13 protein-coding genes, 2 tRNA genes and 1 pseudogene are annotated in these 18,294 nt (G+C 67.3%); 6 read left to right on the top strand and 10 right to left on the bottom strand.

Annotation, left to right across the window (positions count from 1 at the left end):
• Positions 1-27: 27 nt before the first annotated feature.
• Both AC1DIQ_RS09340 and AC1DIQ_RS09335 read right to left on the bottom strand, forming a co-directional pair.
• A tRNA-Leu gene (locus AC1DIQ_RS09340) sits at positions 28-114 on the bottom strand.
• Between the two features lie 139 nt (positions 115-253).
• A tRNA-Leu gene (locus AC1DIQ_RS09335) sits at positions 254-340 on the bottom strand.
• A gap of 127 nt (positions 341-467) precedes the next feature.
• Here AC1DIQ_RS09335 and rnr point away from each other — a divergent pair.
• From rnr to rlmB, 3 genes are all read left to right on the top strand, one after another.
• Positions 468-2,936, top strand: a complete 2,469-nt coding sequence (gene rnr / locus AC1DIQ_RS09330) for a ribonuclease R (protein WP_121041537.1) — start codon at positions 468-470, stop codon at positions 2,934-2,936.
• Between the two features lie 109 nt (positions 2,937-3,045).
• Positions 3,046-3,522 carry a GFA family protein gene (locus AC1DIQ_RS09325; RefSeq protein ID WP_121041539.1) on the top strand — a complete coding sequence of 159 codons (477 nt, stop codon included), beginning with the start codon at positions 3,046-3,048 and terminating at the stop codon, positions 3,520-3,522.
• An 84-nt stretch (positions 3,523-3,606) separates the two neighbouring features.
• The gene (rlmB, locus tag AC1DIQ_RS09320; RefSeq protein WP_019184367.1) at positions 3,607-4,353 is read left to right on the top strand and encodes a 23S rRNA (guanosine(2251)-2'-O)-methyltransferase RlmB; all 747 of its coding nucleotides are present in this window, start codon (positions 3,607-3,609) and stop codon (positions 4,351-4,353) included.
• Between the two features lie 38 nt (positions 4,354-4,391).
• On the opposite strand, the gene AC1DIQ_RS09315 is transcribed toward rlmB, so the two are convergent.
• From AC1DIQ_RS09315 to AC1DIQ_RS09305, 3 genes are read right to left on the bottom strand one after another with little or no spacing between them, the layout of a single operon-like run.
• Positions 4,392-5,831, bottom strand: coding sequence for an efflux transporter outer membrane subunit (locus tag AC1DIQ_RS09315; RefSeq protein ID WP_478049904.1), 1,440 nt, complete (start codon positions 5,829-5,831; stop codon positions 4,392-4,394).
• On the bottom strand, positions 5,828-7,798 hold the full coding sequence (locus AC1DIQ_RS09310; RefSeq protein WP_121041543.1) for a MacB family efflux pump subunit: 1,971 nt from the start codon (positions 7,796-7,798) through the stop codon (positions 5,828-5,830). The genes AC1DIQ_RS09315 and AC1DIQ_RS09310 overlap by 4 nt, the downstream gene beginning before the upstream one ends.
• The gene (locus AC1DIQ_RS09305) at positions 7,795-9,051 is read right to left on the bottom strand and encodes an efflux RND transporter periplasmic adaptor subunit (RefSeq protein ID WP_282263470.1); all 1,257 of its coding nucleotides are present in this window, start codon (positions 9,049-9,051) and stop codon (positions 7,795-7,797) included. Before AC1DIQ_RS09305 ends, AC1DIQ_RS09310 begins: the two co-directional genes overlap by 4 nt.
• A gap of 172 nt (positions 9,052-9,223) precedes the next feature.
• On the opposite strand from AC1DIQ_RS09305, the gene AC1DIQ_RS09300 reads away from it, so the two are divergent.
• The 3 genes and pseudogenes from AC1DIQ_RS09300 to AC1DIQ_RS09290 all read left to right on the top strand — a co-directional run bounded on the left by AC1DIQ_RS09300 (position 9,224) and on the right by AC1DIQ_RS09290 (position 14,544).
• Positions 9,224-9,952: a response regulator gene (locus AC1DIQ_RS09300; protein ID WP_121041545.1), complete on the top strand. Its 729-nt coding sequence runs from the start codon at positions 9,224-9,226 to the stop codon at positions 9,950-9,952.
• Positions 9,949-11,363 (top strand): annotated as a pseudogene (locus AC1DIQ_RS09295) (sensor histidine kinase). Before AC1DIQ_RS09300 ends, AC1DIQ_RS09295 begins: the two are co-directional and overlap by 4 nt.
• A 208-nt stretch (positions 11,364-11,571) precedes the next feature.
• Positions 11,572-14,544, top strand: coding sequence for a ligand-binding sensor domain-containing diguanylate cyclase (locus AC1DIQ_RS09290; RefSeq protein ID WP_152151798.1), 2,973 nt, complete (start codon positions 11,572-11,574; stop codon positions 14,542-14,544).
• Between the two features lie 6 nt (positions 14,545-14,550).
• On the opposite strand, the gene rnt is transcribed toward AC1DIQ_RS09290, so the two are convergent.
• The 5 genes from rnt to AC1DIQ_RS09265 form a co-directional block, all read right to left on the bottom strand.
• The gene (gene rnt / locus AC1DIQ_RS09285; protein ID WP_121042195.1) at positions 14,551-15,138 is read right to left on the bottom strand and encodes a ribonuclease T; all 588 of its coding nucleotides are present in this window, start codon (positions 15,136-15,138) and stop codon (positions 14,551-14,553) included.
• A 108-nt stretch (positions 15,139-15,246) separates the two neighbouring features.
• Positions 15,247-15,756, bottom strand: a complete 510-nt coding sequence (locus tag AC1DIQ_RS09280) for an HvfX family Cu-binding RiPP maturation protein (RefSeq protein WP_121041551.1) — start codon at positions 15,754-15,756, stop codon at positions 15,247-15,249.
• Between the two features lie 24 nt (positions 15,757-15,780).
• Positions 15,781-16,536 (bottom strand): HvfC family RiPP maturation protein, encoded by a 756-nt coding sequence (locus tag AC1DIQ_RS09275; protein WP_461770885.1) that lies wholly within the window; start codon positions 16,534-16,536, stop codon positions 15,781-15,783.
• A complete protein-coding gene (locus tag AC1DIQ_RS09270; protein WP_478049903.1) occupies positions 16,529-17,401 on the bottom strand; it encodes an HvfB family MNIO-type RiPP peptide maturase in 873 nt (290 codons plus the stop codon). Before AC1DIQ_RS09270 ends, AC1DIQ_RS09275 begins: the two co-directional genes overlap by 8 nt.
• Entirely contained in the window at positions 17,388-17,762 is a 375-nt protein-coding gene (locus AC1DIQ_RS09265) for an HvfA family oxazolone/thioamide-modified RiPP metallophore (RefSeq protein ID WP_121041557.1), read from the bottom strand. Before AC1DIQ_RS09265 ends, AC1DIQ_RS09270 begins: the two co-directional genes overlap by 14 nt.
• Positions 17,763-18,294: the final 532 nt, after the last annotated feature.

Here is an 18,294-nt window from a genome sequence, read left to right as displayed (position 1 = left end):
GCGCGGGTTTGATCATTTTCTGAGTCATGGTGCCCAGGAGAGGACTCGAACCTCCACGAAGTTGCCCCCGCTAGCACCTGAAGCTAGTGCGTCTACCAATTCCGCCACCTGGGCGACTCAGGAGGAGAATTCTGCGGGAGAACCGCGAATGTGTCAACAGGATGTCGCAGGAAATTTCGTTCGTCGCTCGATGCAGCGTCATCGCCAGAAACGAAAAAACCCGCTTGCGCGGGTTTGATCATTTTCCGAGTCATGGTGCCCAGGAGAGGACTCGAACCTCCACGAAGTTGCCCCCGCTAGCACCTGAAGCTAGTGCGTCTACCAATTCCGCCACCTGGGCGACTCAGGGGGCGAATTTTGGCCATGTCCCCGCAGGTTGTCAACGGTTTTGTGAAATTTCTTCACAATCCTGCACAGGAGCGCCGCTGATCGGTTCTGCACACGCGCAGCGGTTACTATTGAGGTCAATGAAACCAAAGAAACCGACCCAGGGCGCGAAAGCCCCCAAGTCCCCGGCGCCCAAGAAGGCAGCCGGTCCGTCGGGCAAGCCCCGCGCTGCCGCCAAGAAAGCCGGCAAGCTGCCCCCCTGGATGCCCGAATCCCTGAACACTGCTGAGCCGTCGCGTGGCAACAAGCGCGGGCCCAAGCCCGCGCATGCCGGGCCGATCCCGACCCGCCGCCGCCCGCATCCGACCCCGCTCGACGGTGAGGTCCAGGTCGACCCCTTCGCCGCCCGCGAGGCCGAGCGCTATGCGCAGCCGATCGCCAGCCGTGAGGCGATCCTGCAGCTGCTCGACCGCTGCGATGGCCCGCAGACCGCCGAAGAGATCGCCATCCACCTCGGCCTGACCGAGCCGGACCGTGCCGATGCCCTGGGCAAGCGTCTGGGCGCGATGTGCCGTGACGGCCAGCTGGTGCAGAACCGCCGTGGCGGTTTCGCACCGCTGCAGGCCGTCAACCTGATCACCGGCGTGGTGATCGCCAACCCGGAAGGGTTCGGCTTCCTGCGCCCGGTCGAAGGTGGCGACGATCTGTTCCTGCCGCCGTTCGAAATGCGCAAGGTGCTGCATGGTGACCGCGTGCTGGTCAACGTGACCGGCATCGATCGTCGCGGCCGTCGCGAGGCGAGCATCTCGCGTGTGCTCGAGCGTGGCATGAGCCGCCTGATCGGTCGCTTCAGCGTCGAGTTCGGCATCAACTACGTCGTGCCCGACGACAAGCGCGTGCAGCGCAATGTACAGATCCCACCCGACCAGACCGGCGATGCCCGCGATGGCCAGCTGGTGGTCTGCGAGCTGACCCAGGCGCCGGACACCCGCCGCCCGCCGATCGGCCGCATCATCGCCGTACTCGGCGACAAGCTGACGGCCTCGCTGGTGGTGGAAACCGCCATCCACGGTCATGAGCTGCCGTTCGAGTTCCCGGCCGAAGTGCTGGCTGAAGCCACCGCGGTCCCGATGGTGGTCACCCCCGAACAGATCGGCCACCGCGAGGACCTGCGCAACACGCCGCTGGTCACCATCGATGGCGAGGACGCCAAGGACTTCGACGACGCGGTCTACTGCGAACCCAATGCCGAAGGCTTCCGCCTGGTCGTGGCGATCGCCGACGTCTCCAATTACGTGCGTCCCGGTACGCCGCTGGACACTGAAGCGCAGAAGCGCGCGACTTCGGTCTATTTCCCCGGGTTCGTGGTGCCGATGCTGCCGGAAACGCTGTCCAACGGCATCTGCTCGCTGATGCCCAAGGTCGACCGCATGTGCTTCGTCTGCGACATGCAGGTGAACCGCGAAGGCGAGGTCATTCATTCGCGTTTCTACGAAGCGGTGATGAACTCGCACGCGCGCCTGACCTACAACCAGGTCTGGGAAGCGGTGGGCGAGAACGACCCGGCTGCGCGCAAGGCGATCGGTCCGCTGATGCCGCAGGTGGATCGCCTGTACCAGCTGTATCACGTGCTGGCCAAGGCGCGTACCCGCCGCGGTGCGATCGAATTTGAAACCTCCGAAGTGCGCTTCGTGCTGGACAACACCGGCGAAGTCACCCAGGCCGGGATGATGGTGCGCAACGATGCGCACAAGCTGATCGAAGAATGCATGATCGCGGCCAATGTGCAGGCTGCGCGCTACCTGCTGGCCAAGCAGGTGCCGGCGCCGTTCCGCGACCATGAGCGTCCGCCGGAATCCAAGTACGCCGATCTGCTCGAGTTCCTGAAGGAATTCAAGCTGAGCCTGCCGCCGTGGTCGAAGGTGCAGCCGGCCGATTTCACCAAGCTGTTGAAGAAAGTGCGCGATCGCCCGGACGCAGCGCTGCTGGAATCGGTGCTGCTGCGCAGCCAGAGCCTGGCGGTGTACTCGCCGGACAACCTGGGCCACTTCGGCCTGGCGCTGGATGCGTACGCCCACTTCACCTCGCCGATCCGTCGCTACCCCGATCTGCTGGTGCACCGTGCGATCAAGCACGCGCTCAGCGGAGCCGCGCCGGAGAAGTTCACCTATTCGCCGCGTGAGATGGCTGCGCTGGCCCTGCAGTGCTCCGAGCGGGCGCGCCGTGCCGATGAAGCCGAGCGTGAAGTGGACGAGCGTTACCGCGCCGCATGGATGGAAAAGCACGTCGGTGGCCAGTTCGAGGGCGTGATCAGTGGCGTGACCAGCTTCGGCTTGTTCGTGGAACTGGACGAATCCAAGGTCAATGGCCTGGTGCACGTCACCCAGCTGCCGCACGACTATTACCAGTTCGATGCGGTGCGCAAAACGCTCAACGGCGAACGCCGCGGCAAGATCTACCGCCTCGGTGACCGGGTGCGGATCCTGGTGCTCAAGGCCAGCATGGAAGAGCGCAAGATCGACTTCCGCCTGGTGGAAGAGAAGGACGATTCGCTGCCCGAGCTGCCGCCGCGCGGCCAGCCGGCCAAGCGCCAGAAGCAGAAGTACTGATCATCGCTTACCGGCCCACGGCCGGTAAGCGGCAGGTGCCGACCGTTGGTCGGCACGCTGCCTACCCGCCCACCGTTGGTGGGCACACGGATTCCACCGGAGCGATCCCATGCAGGCCCTCCCCGAATACAGCGGTGGTTGCCAGTGCGGCGCAATCCGCTTCCACGTGGTCGGTGCGCTGACCCACAGCTCGATCTGCCATTGCCGGATGTGCCAGAAGGCCTTCGGCGCTTACTACGCCCCCTTGGTCTCGGTCCGTGGCAGCGACTTCCGCTGGACCCGTGGTGAGCCCCGACGTTTCCAATCCTCCAACAAAGTCCAGCGCGGCTTCTGCGCTGACTGCGGCACACCGCTGACCTACGAAGCCCCCGATGGCGTGGCGGTCGCGGCCGGCGCCTTCGACGAACCGGCCCGCCTGCCGCCGACGATCCAGTACGGGATCGAGGCCAAGCTCCCGTTCGTGGATGCCCTGGGGTCGCTCAGCGCGCTGCGCAGCGAGGAAGACGCCGAGGCCGGCGACTTCCTGCTGCATATCGTCTCCCACCAGCACCCGGACCACGACACCGCGGAGTGGCCGCCGGGCTGAAGGCGGTCTGTGAACGCCCGGCAGGGCAGGGTGGGCCTTGATGCTCTACCATTACCAACCCCTTTACCGGTCCCGCCCCCCGCAATGAGCAAGCAAAGCCAGTGGATCGTCGGCGTCAACGCCGTCGCCTCTTCGATCGAGAATGATGCCGAGAACGTCCGCGAGGTCCTCATCGAGGCCGGCGCGAAGAACCCGCGTCTGACCGAGATCGAAGAAAACGCACGCCGCAAGGGCATCGACGTGCGCAAGGTAAACACCCAGGCGCTGGACGGTGTGGGCGGTTCGGTGCGTCACCAGGGTGTGGCGGCGCGCTACCAGGCCGCTCGGACCTGGGGCGAAAACGAGCTGGAAGGGCTGGTCGAAGCGGCCGAGGGCAAGGCCCTGCTGCTGATCCTCGACGAGGTCCAGGACCCGCACAACCTCGGCGCCTGCCTGCGCAGCGCAGCGGCGGCCGGTGCCACGGCGGTGATCATTCCCAAGGACAAGTCGGCGTCGGTCAATGCGACCGTGCGCAAGACGTCGGCTGGCGCGGCCGACCGTATCCCGGTGGTGCAGGTGACCAACCTCTCGCGCTGCCTGAAGGACCTGCAGAAGCTGGGCGTGTGGATCTACGGCCTGGCCGGTGAAGCCACCGAGTCGCTGTACGCGATCGACCTGAAGGGCAACGTGGCGCTGGTGCTGGGCGGCGAAGCCGACGGCCTGCGTCGTCTGACCCGCGAAAACTGCGATGGCCTGGTCAAGATTCCGATGCCGGGCGATATCGAGAGCCTGAACGTCTCCGTCGCCACCGGCGTGAGCCTGTTCGAAGCGGTGCGTCAGCGCGGGCTGTAAGCCGCGCGCTCTACCTGTGATGCGCCTGGCGCGGGGGATCACCCCGCGCTGCCGCCCAGCGCCTTGAACAACGTCACATCGTTGATCAACTGCCGCTGGCGCACGGACGCCAGTGACAGCTCGGCATCGCGCCGGGTCTGTTGCGCTTCCAGCCAGGTGCGCAGGTCGGTAGCGCCGACCCGGTAGCGCACTTCATACATCCGTTCGATCTCCACTGCTTCGTCGTAGGACGCCTGCGAGGCCGCCACCTGCGTGGCGAACTGGGTGCGCGCCGACAGGGCGTTGTCCACTTCCGACAGCGCGGTGTACAGCGTGCGGCGGAACCCGTTGGCCGCGATCTGGTAATCGGTGCCGGCCAGGCGGGTGTTCAACTGGGTCTGGCGCACATTGAGGAACGGCAGCGACAGCCCCGCGCCCAAGGTGGCGACCGGATTCTTCAGCACGTCCGAGAGCGAGGGCGCGCCGGTACCGACACTGCCGGTCAGGCTCAACGCAGGGTAGTACTGGGTAGCCGTGACCTTGATGGTCTTCAGGCTGTTGCGCAGGCGCAGCTCGGCGGCGCGCAGGTCCGGGCGGCGGCCGAGCAGATCGGCCGGCAGGCCTTCGGCCACGACCGGGCTGCCGGCGCGCTGCAGCTGCTGCGGTTCCTCGGCCAGTGCCAGCGGCTGCCCATCCAGCAGCACCGTCAGTGCATTGCGCGCAGCCACACGCTGCTGCTCCAGTGCACTCTGCGCAGCACGCTGTGCCTCCAGGCTCTGTACGGCCTGGCGTACTTCCAGGCGCGAGACCGCACCGGCATCGAAGCGCGCCTGGACCAGCTCGCGGGTGCGCTCCAGGCGCTGCAGATTGGCCTGGCCGGCGGTGATCGACTGGTTGAGGAAGGCCAGTGTCCAGTATTGCGTGGCCACGTCGCTGATCACCAGCAGGGCGGTGTTCTGCAGGTCTTCCTGGCTGGCCTGGGCCTCCCACTGGGCGATGTCGCGCTGGGTACGCAGGCGGCCCCAGAGATCGATCTCCCACTGCAGGGACACGCCGGCCGAGCTGCCGCGGTTCCAGTCCGCGCGCTGGTCGATCGGGCGGTTGCCGCTGCTGTTGACGCTGCCCGAGGGCTGTGGCCAGAGCGCGTTGTCGGCCAGGCCGGCCTGCAGGCGCGCGCGCTGCACCGCCAAGCCGGCCGAGACCAGATCGGTGTTGGCGGCCAGGGCGCGATCGATCACGCGGTCCAGGCCGGTGTCGCCGAACTGGGTCCACCAGGCATCGCTGCGGACATCGGCGGCAGCCGCATGCGGCTGCTCGCTCACCGCCTCGGTGGGGGTGTTCAAGGTGGCATCGCCACGGCCATAGGTGGCCGGTACTGCCGGCGCCTCGACCTGGTAGCGGCCGGTGCTGACGCAGGCCGACAGGGTCAGTGCGGTCACGCAGGCCAGGGCCAGTGGACGCAGCGATGCGGGGTGCAGCAGAGCAGGAGAAATCTTCATTCGCGCGCCAGCGCCTCCACGGGATCAAGTTGGGCGGCATTGCGGGCCGGCAGGAAACCAAACGCCACGCCGATCAGGCTGGAGCAGGCAAAGGCGGCCACGATGGACGCGGTCGAGAACAGCATCTGGAAGTCCGGCGCGAATCTGCCGAACAGCCAGCCGACCACCAGCGACAGGCCGACGCCGAGCAGGCCGCCGAGCAGGCAGACCAGCACCGCCTCGATCAGGAACTGCTGGCGGATATCGCTCTGCCGCGCGCCCACGGCCATGCGCACGCCGATTTCGCGGGTGCGCTCGGTCACCGAGACCAGCATGATGTTCATCACGCCGATGCCGCCCACCAGCAGCGCGATCGCGGCGATGGCGCTGATCAGCAGGGTCATGCTGCGGGTGGTCTGTTCAATGGTCTGGCGGATTTCAGCGCTGTTGCTGAGGAAGAAATCCTCGGTGCCGTGGCGCATGATCAACAGCTTGGAAATGGCTGCTTCGGCAGCATCCATCGGGGTCGCATCATCCACCCGCACCGTAATGCCGGACACGTGGCTCTGGCCGAGCATGCGCGACATCACCGTGGTGTACGGCACCCACACGCTCAGGCTGGTGCTGCCGCCAAATCCAAATCCTGGCCGCTGGGCGACGCCGATCACGCGTACCGGAACATTCCCGAGCAGGATCACCTGGCCGATCGGATCTTCGCCATTGGGGAAAAACTGGGTGCGGGTGTTCTCATCGATCAGTGCCACCTGTGCCAGCCGCGTGACCGCATCGCGGTCGAAGAAGCTGCCGGCGAGCAGCTTGACGCCCTTGACCCGGAAGAACTGCTCGCCGACGCCGCTCACCTGGGCCGTGGCCGACTGGTTGCGGTAGCGGGCGGTCACCGAGGAGGAGACGCTGGGCGTCGCGCTGTCGACGTAACTCTGGTTGGCCAGCGCATCGGCATCACTGGCCTTGAGGGTCTGCACGCGAGCCGAACGCATGTCGCCGAATCCGCGACCGGAATACACATCGATCGTGTTGGTGCCGAGCGAGCCGATGGTCTGCAGGATCTGCTGCTGCGAGCCGTTACCCAACGCCACCACCGAGACCACCGAGGCGATGCCGATGATGATGCCGAGCATGGTCAGGAAGGTGCGCAGGCGATGGGCATTCATGGCCAGCAGGGCCATCCGGAACGCTTCGGTGAAGCGGTCGCGGGCGGCACGCCAGCTGTGGCCCTTGCTCGCGGCCACGGTTGGCTGGCGCTGTGCGCGATAGCTCGGCGCCGCCGGATTGGCGCGGTCGGCGATGATCTCGCCATCGCGGATTTCGATGATGCGCTGGGCGTGCTGGGCCACACTCATGTCATGGGTGACGATGATGATGGTGTGGCCTTCGGCATGCAGCTCGCCCAGGATGCCCATCACTTCTTCGCCGGATTTCGTGTCCAGTGCACCGGTCGGCTCATCGGCGAGGATCACCTCGCCACCGTTCATCAGCGCCCGTGCGATCGAGACACGTTGCTGCTGGCCGCCGGAGAGCTGGCCGGGGGTGTGGTTCATGCGGTCGCCCAGACCAAGCCGCTGCAGCAGCTCTTCGGCACGGGCGGTGCGCACCGGGCCGGGACTGCCGGCATACACCGCCGGTACCGCGACATTGCCGCGCGCATCCAGATCGCCGAGCAGGTGGTAGCGCTGGAAGATGAAACCGAAATGTTCACGACGCAGCTCGGCCAGGTCATCCGGTTCCATGCGGCCGGTCTCGCGGCCGGCCACCTGGTAACTGCCGCGCGTCGGCCGGTCCAGGCAGCCGAGGATGTTCATCAAGGTGGACTTGCCCGAGCCGGACTGGCCGACGATGGCGACCATCTCACCGGCAGCGATGTCCAGATTGACGTCGCGCAGCACCGCGATGGTGTCATCGCCCGCCGGGAATTCCCTGCGCAGGTCGCGCAGCCGCAGCAGCGGCGTGCCCGTCGAGGCCGCGCTCATCGGCGCGGTCCGCCCATGCCGGGGCCGCTGATCCGCACGGCGCCACCGCGGCTGCCGCCGCCTGCGCCCTGTGCACCACCGCCTTCGCCGACGATGACCTTGTCACCCTCTTCCAGGCCGGACAGGACTTCGGCGTTGGCACCGTTGTTGATGCCGATCTTGACCTTGCGCGGGGCCGGCATGCCGTCGGCACCGGCCACGCGCACCAGATACTGCCCATCGCGACTCTTCGGGCCGAGCGCCACGGCGGGAATGAGCAGCACATCCTTGGCCTGCTTGAGCATCATCGAGACCTGGGCGGTCATGTCGATGCGCAGGGTGCCGTCCGGGTTTTCCACATCGAACAGCGCGTTGTAGTACACCGCGGTGGTGGTGGAGGAGTCGCTGGTGGTGGAATCCTTCTTGACGATGGTGGCCGGGGCCGGGTTGATCTGGCGCAGCGTGGCGTGATATTTGCGGTCTGGATCGCCCAGCGTGGTGAAGTACACCGGCATGCCCGCCCGGATCTTGACCACGTCTGCTTCGGACACATCGGCATTGACCGTGACCAGATCGAGGCGGGCGAGCATCACGATGGTCGGTGCGGTCTGGTTGGCGTTGACGGTGCGCCCTTCTTCGGTGACCACCGCGACCACGGTGCCGTCCATCGGCGCGATGATGCGGGTGTAGGCGAGATTGGCGCGGGCCGTGCCCAGCTCGGTTTCGCGGCCCTTGATCTGTGCGTCGAAGGACTGGATCTGGGCGCGCGCGGTCTTGAGCTTGGCATCGGCTGCATCGAACTCGGCGCGCGAGGTGGCTTCGGCCGCCAGCATCTGCTGCTGGCGTGCGAACTCGAGCTCGGCTTCGCGCAGGCTGGCCTGCTGGACCGCGCGCTGTGCCTTGACCTGATCCAGCGAGGCCTGGGCATTGAGCACCTGGTTCTGCTGGGTGGTGGCGTCGATCTCGGCGATCAGATCGCCCTCTTTGACGGTATCGCCGAGCTGGACCTTCAGCGACGTGACCTGGCCGGAAGCCTGCGCGCCGACGCTGACCAGCTTGTAGGCGTCGATCACGCCGGTGGCTTCCACCGTCTGTTCGATGTCGCCGCGGCTGACCGGCGTGGTCGCCAGGGTGGGCGCGGCCGGCTTGCGCAGCATCCATGCCACAATCGCGGCGATCAGGACGAGGACCACGAGCAACAGCAGGAGGCGAGCACGGCGGGTTCTGGGCAATCGGGGCTTCACGATGATCGTCAACTCGGCAGGCCGGTGCATCGGCGTTGTCAGCATTGTGAAGATCGTTCACCGCCGGCTCAATGCTCGCCGTGTACCAAGATGTATCCCTGCGGTGCACAGCGCATTTCATTGTGTATCTGCATCACCCCTTGAAACAGACGTACGTAAACCAGGAGATGCGGTTCAGCTCCCGACAGGGGATGATCACTGCATGGAGACTGCCAACAGCATGCACAGACTGCTGATCGTCGATGACGACAACGATATCCGCCAGCTGCTCGCCGAGCAGCTTGGCCGCGCCGGTTACCTGGTGAGCACGGCCAGCGATGGCCAGGGCATGCGCCAGCTGCTGGAGCGCGAACACGTCGATCTGATCGTGCTCGACCTCAACCTGCCGCGCGAAGACGGCCTGACCCTGTGCCGCGATCTTCGCGCGCGCTCGAGCACGCCGGTGATCATGTTGACCGCGCGCAGCGAGCCGATCGATCGCGTGCTCGGCCTGGAGATGGGCGCCGACGACTATCTGGCCAAGCCGTTCGAACCGCGCGAACTGCTTGCCCGCATCCGCAACGTGCTGCGCCGCACCGAGGCGCTGCCGGCCAACCTGGAGCCGCTGGCGATCCGCCGTGCGCGCTTCTCCAGTTGGATCTTCGATCTCGAACACCGCCATCTGGTTGATCCCGATGGACGCGTGGTGGTGTTGTCCGGCGCCGAATTCCGGCTGCTGCGGGTGTTCGTCGGGCATGCCAACAAGGTGCTGTCGCGCGAACAACTGGTGTCGCTGAGCAGCGGCCGCAACTACGAATCGCAGGATCGCGCCATCGATCTGCAGGTCAGCCGCCTGCGCAACAAGCTGGCCGATGATGGCGGCAGCGACGGCCTGATCAAAACCGTGCGCAACGAAGGCTATGTGCTTGCTGCGGCGGTCACCCTGGAATGAAACGCCTGCGCCACTTCTTTTCCTCGATGGTGGGGCGACTGTTCGTGATCCTGCTGCTGGGCATGAGCGTGGCCGCGATCGGCGCGACCATGCTGGCAAGTACCAAGCGCCAGCAGGAGTTCGAGCGGCAGAACCTCAACCGCATCGCCGACCGCCTGCAGGGGTTCGTGAATCTGCTGGACGGTAATCCGGAGTTGCGCCAGCGGCTGCTCACCAGTGGCGGGCCGAGTGTGCGGCAGCTGCCGGAGGGGGCACGCATCGGCCGGCCCGATGCCGCGCTGATGGAGATCCTCGATGACCGGCCCGGCCCGGTGGCGAGCAGCCAGGTGGCCTTCACCTCGTTCCGCTCCTGCCTGCCGCGGTTGCCGGAGCTGCTGCCGCCGCCGCGCGACAAGGAAAAGATGCGGCACCCGCCGCGTGAGCGCGACCCGGCCTTCATCCCACCCAAGTGCCGCGTGGTCACGCTGCAGCTGACCGACGGCACACCGCTGCGGCTGGCACTGGATTCCCCCGCCGTGGCGCACAACGGCGTGCTCGCCGTGGACCCGTTGTTCCTGACCTTGCTGGTCGTGGCGATCGCCATCCTGGCCTACATCGTGGCGCGGATGGCCAGCGCCCCGCTGCAGCGGTTGGCCGATGCCGCCGCCGCACTGGGTGATGATCTGCAGGGCGCCCCGATGCCGGTGACCGGCCCGGTGGAAGTCCGCCGGGCTGCGGAGGCGTTCAACGCCATGCAGAAGCGGCTGCAGCGCCACCTCGGTGAGCGCACCCAGATGCTGGCAGCGATCACCCATGATCTGCAGACACCGGTGACGCGCTTGCGGCTGCGGCTGGAGAACGTCACCGATGAGACATTGCGTGAACGCCTGATCGCCGATCTCGGCGCGATGCAGGCGCTGATCCGTGAAGGGCTGGAGCTGGCCCGCAGTGCCGAGAGCGCTGAACAACGTGCCGCGCTGGACCTCGATCGCTGCTGGAGAGCATCGTCGAAGATGCCGCCGAAGCCGGCGCCGATGTCCATTTCGAGCAACCCAGCGGGGCAGTGCTCATGCTGCGCCCCTTGGCGATGCACCGCCTGTTCTCCAACCTGGTCGACAACGCGGTGATGTACGGCCAGACCGCACGCGTGCGGGTGGAGCAGGCCGGGCAGGACGTGGAGGTGCGCATCCGCGACAGCGGCCCCGGCCTGGCCGAGGACGAGCTGGAGGCGGTGTTTGACCCGTTCGTGCGGCTGGAGGCCTCGCGCTCGCGCCAGACCGGCGGTGCCGGCCTGGGGCTGACCATCGCCCGGGCGTTGGCCGAAAAGGACGGCGCGACGCTGCATCTGCGCAACCATCCGCAGGGCGGGCTGGAAGCGATCGTGCGCTGGGCCGCGCCGGCGCGGGCGGCGGCGGGGCCACGCGGGGGCTGACGCCGGTCCCCCAAAGCGAAAGGATTTGCCTACTATGGGCATCTCTTTCCAGCGTCTCCCCCATGAGAGCGTACGACTCTGCCGGCCATCGCGCCGGTGCACGGCCGTTCCCCCCATGCACACGGCGCCTGCCCAAGGTTGATCCATACGGATGAGCGATCGGGGGGGCAGGATCCGGTGGCGGCCGGCACAACTGAAGTTCCCGGGCATGCCAACGCTGCAGGCGGCAGCGCTGTGGCTGTTGCTGCTGTGCGCGCTGCCGTGGTCGCTGTCGGCGCAGGATGGCCCGCCGCCGCTGCGCGACTACGCCATCGATGTCTGGACCTCGCGCAACGGGTTGCCGCACAACTCCCTGCGCGACATCGCGCAGACGCCCGAAGGGCACCTGTGGTTCGCCACCTGGGAAGGCCTGGTCCGCTACAACGGCCTGGATTTCACCGTGTTCGACCGCAGCACCACGCCGGGCCTGCGCGATAACGGGGTCGGCGCGTTGTTGGTGGACCGCAGCGGCGGACTGTGGATCAGTGACTCGCGCGGCAACGTGACCCGGCGCGGCCCGGACGGCCGCTGGCAGGTCTGGGAGCACCGCGCCGATACGCCGCAGGTGCTGATCCAGGCGATGCAGATGGACAGCCATGGGCGCCTGTGGCTGCTGTACGAGGGCAAGGGGATCGGCAGTCTGGCGCCGGACGGGACGTTCGACTATCAGAAGCCACCGGCCGACGTACCGATGGCCATGAGCTTCACCAAGCTGGTCGTGGATGCGCAGGACCGGGTCTGGGTCGGCACACTCGACGGGCTGGTCGTACGCGATACCGATGGCGTGCTGCGCCGTGCGCCGGACAGCTGGGGGCTGGGGCGTGGCCTGGTCTGGCCGTATCGCGCGCCCGACGGGGTGATGTGGGTAGTGGCTGGCGAGCGCATCTACCGGATGCAGGACGGCGCACCGCTGCTGCAGCACCGGCTGCCGGGCGTGACCCACATCACCGCGATGCTGCAGGACCGCCATGGCGATCTGTGGCTGGGCACCGAGAATCAAGGTCTGCTGCGGTTGTCGCGGCACGGGCTGGAGCGATTGCCGCCGGGCCTGTCGTTGCCCGGCGGACGCGTGGTCAGCCTGCGCGAAGATGCCGAGGGCAGCATCTGGGTCGGCGCCAACGGCGGGCTGTATCGCCTGCGCGAAACCCTGTTCAGCAGCTTCACCGAGCGCGACGGGCTCAGTGGCGACTACGTGCGCACGGTGTTCGAGGATCGGCAGAGGCAGCTGTGGATCGGCAGCGCCAGCGGGCTGGACCGGCGCGATGCCCAGGGTCGCTTCAGCGCGATGCCACTGCGCAACAACGTCGGCAAGAGTCCCTCGGTATTGAGCCTGGCCCAGGATCGCGAGGGCACGCTGTGGGTGGGCACGTTTGGCGACGGCATCTTCCGGATCAACGAACAGGGGCAGCGCCTGCGCGACTACGGCACGGACGAAGGGCTGCCGGGCGGCAACATCCGTGCGATCAGCATCGATCGCGACGGGGTGGTCTGGGCCGGTACCCAGAAGGGGGTGGTCCGCATCGAGGCCGGCAAGGCCGAGCAGCCGGTGATCCCGGGCATGCCGACCGGGCTGATCACCGCGTTGGCGCATGACGACGACGGCGCGTTGTGGATCGGCACCATCGAGGGGATCCGCGTGCTGCGCGGTGACCGGGTCCAGACGATCGATCTACAGCCGTTGGGCGGTGGCCGCAGCGTGTTCGGGTTCCAGCAGATCGGCGATGCGATGTGGGTCAGCACCGACCGCGGCCTGTACCGCTACCAGGAAGGCAGGCTGGCACGGGTCGGTCTGGAGCAGGGCATGCCGGTGGATACGGTGTTCCAATTGGTGCCCGACCGCGTCGGCAACGTGTGGATCAGCAGCAACCGCGGCGTGCTTCGCACCGACATGGCGATGCTCAACGCGGTCGCCGATGGCCGCGCCGAACGGGTCGAGGTGGAGCACTACAACGAGATTGACGGCATGGCCAATTCGCAGGCCAACGGCAGCTCCGGGCCCTCGGCGATCCTGCGCCAGGACGGCACTTTCTGGGTGGTGACCGCCGGCGGCTTGAGCACGGTCGATCCATTGCGCCTGCAGCGCTTCCGTGAGCGCATGGCGCCACCGGCGGTGATCGAGAACGTGCAGGTCGATGGCGCGCCCCTGCATTGGCAGGGCAGCAATCACAATGCGATTCCGGGCGGGCGCCGGCTGAGCGTGAGCTACGTCGGCCTCAGCTATCTGCTTTCCGAGCGGATCCGCTACCGGACCCGTCTGGACGGCCTGGACAAGGGGTGGATCGAGCGCGGCCAGCAGCGCAGTGTGGAATTCATCGGCCTGCCGCCGGGCGACTACACGCTGCACGTCTCCGCCGCGCATCCAGGCGGTGTCTGGAGCGACAGCGAAGCGGTCTGGGAATTCACGGTGGAGCCGTTCCTGTGGCAGCGCCACAGCGTGCAGTTGATCGCCGCGCTGTTGTTGCTGGCTGGGCTGGTGGCGCTGTACCGGTATCTGATCAACCGCTACAAGGCCAGCAACGTGCGGCTGGCGCGGATGGTGCAGGAAGCCACGCTGGATCTGCAGACCCAGACGGTCAACCTGCAGGCACTCAATCAGGAGAAGACCGAACTGGCCGACCGCTTGGCGGTGCAGGCCGAGGCGTTCGAGCGGCAGGCCCGCGAAGATGCGCTGACGGGGCTGCCGAACCGGCGTGCATTCGATGAAGCGCTGGCGCGCGATTTCGCCCGTTCGCAGCGCAGCCGTCACCCGCTGTGTCTGGTGGTGCTGGATATCGATCACTTCAAGGAAGTGAACGACCGGCACAGCCATTCGGTGGGCGATGTGGTGCTGGTGGAAGTGGCGCGTCTGTTGGCCTCGGCGTGCCGCGATTCGGACATGCCCGCACGTACGGGCGGCGAAGAATTCGCGCTGCTGCTCAACGATACCCGGCTGGATGAAGCGGCCCAGGTCTGCGCGCGTCTGCGCGGGCTGTTCCATGATCATCCGGACTGGGCCGGTATTCCGGGCCTGAAGGTCACCTTCAGTGCCGGTCTGGTGGAACTGGACGCTGCCGACCGCACCCCGATGCTGCTTTACCAGCGCGCCGATCGCGCGCTGTACCGCGCCAAGAGCGAAGGGCGCGACAGGACCGCTATCGGGTGATGCAGCTCAGGGGCGCGGCCAGCTGTTGGCGACCTTGCAGAACAGTTTGGCGGTCTGCTCGGTGTCGTACACCGCGCTGTGCGCTTCATCGGCATCCCAGCCCAGCCCGGCAGCGGTGGCCGCGCGTGCCAGCACGGTCTGCCCGTAGGCGATGCCGCCGAGAGTCACGGTGTCGAACACGCTGAAGGGATGGAACGGGTTGCGCTTGTGGCCGGTGCGGTTGACGGCCGCATTGACGAAGCCCAGATCGAAATGGGCGTTGTGCCCGACCAGGATCGCGCGCTGGCAACCGTACTTCTTCATCGCCGCCCGGATCGGGGTGAAGATGTGGTCCAGCGCATCGCGCTCGACCTTGGCCAGCCGGAACGGGTGATCCAGGATGATCCCGGTGATTTCCAGCGACTTCGGGTCGATCTCCAGGCCTTCGGCCGGGACCACGTGGGCACTGGCGGTCTGGCCGGGATAGAGCAGGCCGTTTTCGTCCATCTCGATCGGAACGGCGGCGATCTCCAGCAGCGCGTGGCGATCAGAGTCGAATCCCCCGGTCTCCACATCCACCGCCACCGGCAGGAAGCCGCGGAAGCGGGTCGCCATCAAGCGCTGGGCAGCGGGCAGTGCGTCGGCAGCAGCCGGCGCGTCGGAGCGGGGGAGGTCGTCAGTCATCGCGCCAGTTTAGCAGAGCGGCCTGTACCCCCCCTGCGCTCAGGCCAGGGCCGGGAGGCGCCCGCGGCCGCGGTGCAGCAGGTGATCCAGGCTCAACGGGCCGGCGCCCTGCAGGGCCAGAGGCAGCAGCATGGCCATGAACAGCAGCGGCAGTTTGAAGTTGCCAAAGCCCTGATCGGTGATGACATAGCCCATCGCCAGCTCGGCCAGCCCATTCCAGTGCATCGGCCAGTGCACGGCGGCGGTGGCGACCACGGTCAGCACCAGCAGGCAGCTGGCGGCCACGCGGGTCCCCAGCCCAAGCAGCAGGCAGGCTGCGCCGACCAGCTCGAACCAGGTGGCCAGCTGCCAGTTCAGGGTGGCCGGCAGCTGATCGAAGGGAAACGGGAAGGCCTGCTGCAGGTCCTCGAACCAGTTCTGGCCTCGCAGTTTTTCACGGCCGGACTCGAAGTACTCCCAGCCCATCAGCAGGCGCAGGCCGAGCGGGGCCAACCACGGGCCGAGGTGATCCAGCCGGGCGCGCAGGGCGACCAGGGGCGGTGACTTCATCGATGCGATTCCTTTGTGGAACGGTCAGGTGGCGGGCGCGGCGGGCCCGATCACGCCGTTGTCGTGGAATTGGCGCAGCAGGGCGGCGCCGGGCAGGCGCAACGCATCGGCCGCCATGCCGTGCGCCTGCGCGAGCTGCTGCAGGTAAGTGGCACCGGTGCTGCCGGGGTGCTGGCCGATCTGCTCCAGCAACTGCGCGGCCATCGGGCTGATCATGGCGAAGCGGACCTGGCCATCAGGGTCGCGCCGGACCAGCAGCCCGGTCGGCTCGGGGGCGGGCTGCGAAGGCGCATCATCGGTGCCAAGCCGATGCACCGGCCAGTGATAGATCAATGGCCAGGCCAGCGGCGAGCGCTGCAGCGCCGCGTGCATCGGGTCGATGCCCGGCGAGGGCGGCAGGGGCTGCGCGTCCAGCTGGTAGAGGGCCGTTTCCACCCACTCGTAATGGGCCAGTTCGGCCAACGCCGGGTGCGGCAGCGCGGCTTGATGGTGCAGCCACTGCACGAACTCGGCGGCCAGCTCGGTGAACAAGGGGGTCTGCGCCGGGTGTCCGGCAAGGAAGCGCCGGACCAGGGTGGCCCACGCCGCCTCACCCAGCAGCTGCACGCAGACCGGGAAGCCGTTGCCGAGCAGCCCCAGCACAGTGTTGAACACCAACCGCTGGTAGATGCCCAGCCGGCGCGCGTCCATGCCGTCGGGTGCGGCGTTATGGTCCGGGTCGCGCAGGTGCGCGGTGAACGCCCTCTGCTGTGCGTGCAGGCGCGCCGGGGCGTCAGTCATGTCCGTTCCCTGCATGGGCGGCCATCAGCTGGCGGATGTGCTGCAGTTCGCCACGCAGTTCGGCATACGGCGGAAAACTGAAATCACGTTCCAGCAGCGTCGGGCGCGCACCGATGCGCGCATAGGTGCGGGCGAGCAGGTCCCAGACCGGATCGATCACCGCGCTGCCGTGGGTGTCGATCTTCAGATCGGGCGCCTCGTCCAGATGGCCGGCCACATGCAGGCAGACGATGCGCGCGGCCGGCAGCCCGGCGATGAACGCATCGGCGTCGTAGCCGTGGTTGCAGGCGTTGACGTAGACGTTGTTGACGTCCAGCAGCAGATCGCAATCAGCCTCGGCCAGCACGGCGTTGGTGAAGGCCAGTTCGTCCATGGCCGGTTCCGGGGCGAGGTAATAGGACACGTTCTCCACCGCGATCCGCCGGCCCAACAGGTCCTGCACGCGGGCGATGCGTGATGCGGTGTGGCGTACGGCCTCGTCGGTGAACGGAATCGGCAGAAGGTCGTACAGATGCCCCTCATCGCTGCAATAGCTCAGGTGTTCGCTGTAAAGCGGCACGTGGTGCCTCGCCAGGAAGCGTCCTACCTGTTCCAGCAGCACGGTATCCAGCGGCGCGGTGCTGCCCAGTGAGAGCGACAGCCCATGGCAGGTGAGCGGATGGCGCGCGGCCAGTTCGGCGAGTGCGTCACCGGCCGGCCCACCGATACCGATCCAGTTTTCCGGCGCGCATTCGAGGAAGTCGATATCGCCGGCGGGCGCGTCACGCAGGTCCTGCAGCAGGGCGCGGCGCAGGCCCAGTCCGGTCGCCGCCGCAGGCAGCGGCGACCGGCCCAGGCCAGTGGCGAGGGCGTCAGTGCTTGGCACCGCACTTGCCTTCGCCGCACTTGCCTTCCGCCGTCTTCTTGTCGCCAGCGGTCGTTGCCTTGGTGCCAGCAGCCTTGCCCTTGTCGGCGCCGCACTTGCCTTCCCCACACTTGCCTTCGGCTGCCTTGGCACCGGCAGTCGCGGCCTTGTCGCCTGCCTTGGTGCCGGCCTTCTCGCCATGCGCACCGCACTTGCCTTCGCCACACTTGCCCTCGGCGGCCTTGGTCGCCGCCTGTCCAGCCACCAGGTAGCCCTGGGCCAGCTCGGTCATGCTCAACGCGGATGCCGAGGCGGTGACGCCCAGGCCTGCAGCCAGCGCAGTGGCCGCCAGCAGGGACAGCGAACGGGTGGGTGTGCTCATCGGGTAACGCTCCTTGGAATGGGCCGGGGCCCGGGATGGCTGCGTGGGGGCAGCAGGTGCGGCCATGGTGGCCCGGCCCGGCTCATCGAATCCTCACACAGGATTCAACGTTTCGTGAAGTGCAGTGCAGTGCGTTGCGTTATTCAACAGCGGTGGACGGGTCGGGCGCTGGGCCGCGATGCCCTTGTCGGCGAATGTCCCCCGGCGTCGGCCTGCGGCCGGCGCCTCCTCCTTGAGTTCGCCCACAAGGGCATCACGACCCAGCGACTCGAGACCCTGCGCGCCCACAGAAAGGCACGACTTCGCGGAGTCGTCCAACACGCGAGCCCCGTAGCGGCCGGCAGGCCCCTGGGCAAAATCAAGGAGGAGGCCGTCGCCGCGAGGCGCCGGCCGGGGGACATTTGCCGAGGGGCCTGCCGGTTGATGCGGGGCGTGACGCCCGCGGCAGGCCCAAGCGAAAACACTGGTGGATCCAAAGTACCGCTGAGGTGCTGTCGTGCTTTGGGTGAGGAACAAAAAAACCGCCACCCGA

Source organism: Stenotrophomonas sp. 05L413 (genome assembly GCF_056397945.1).
This window is presented reverse-complemented; position numbering and strand designations above follow the sequence as displayed.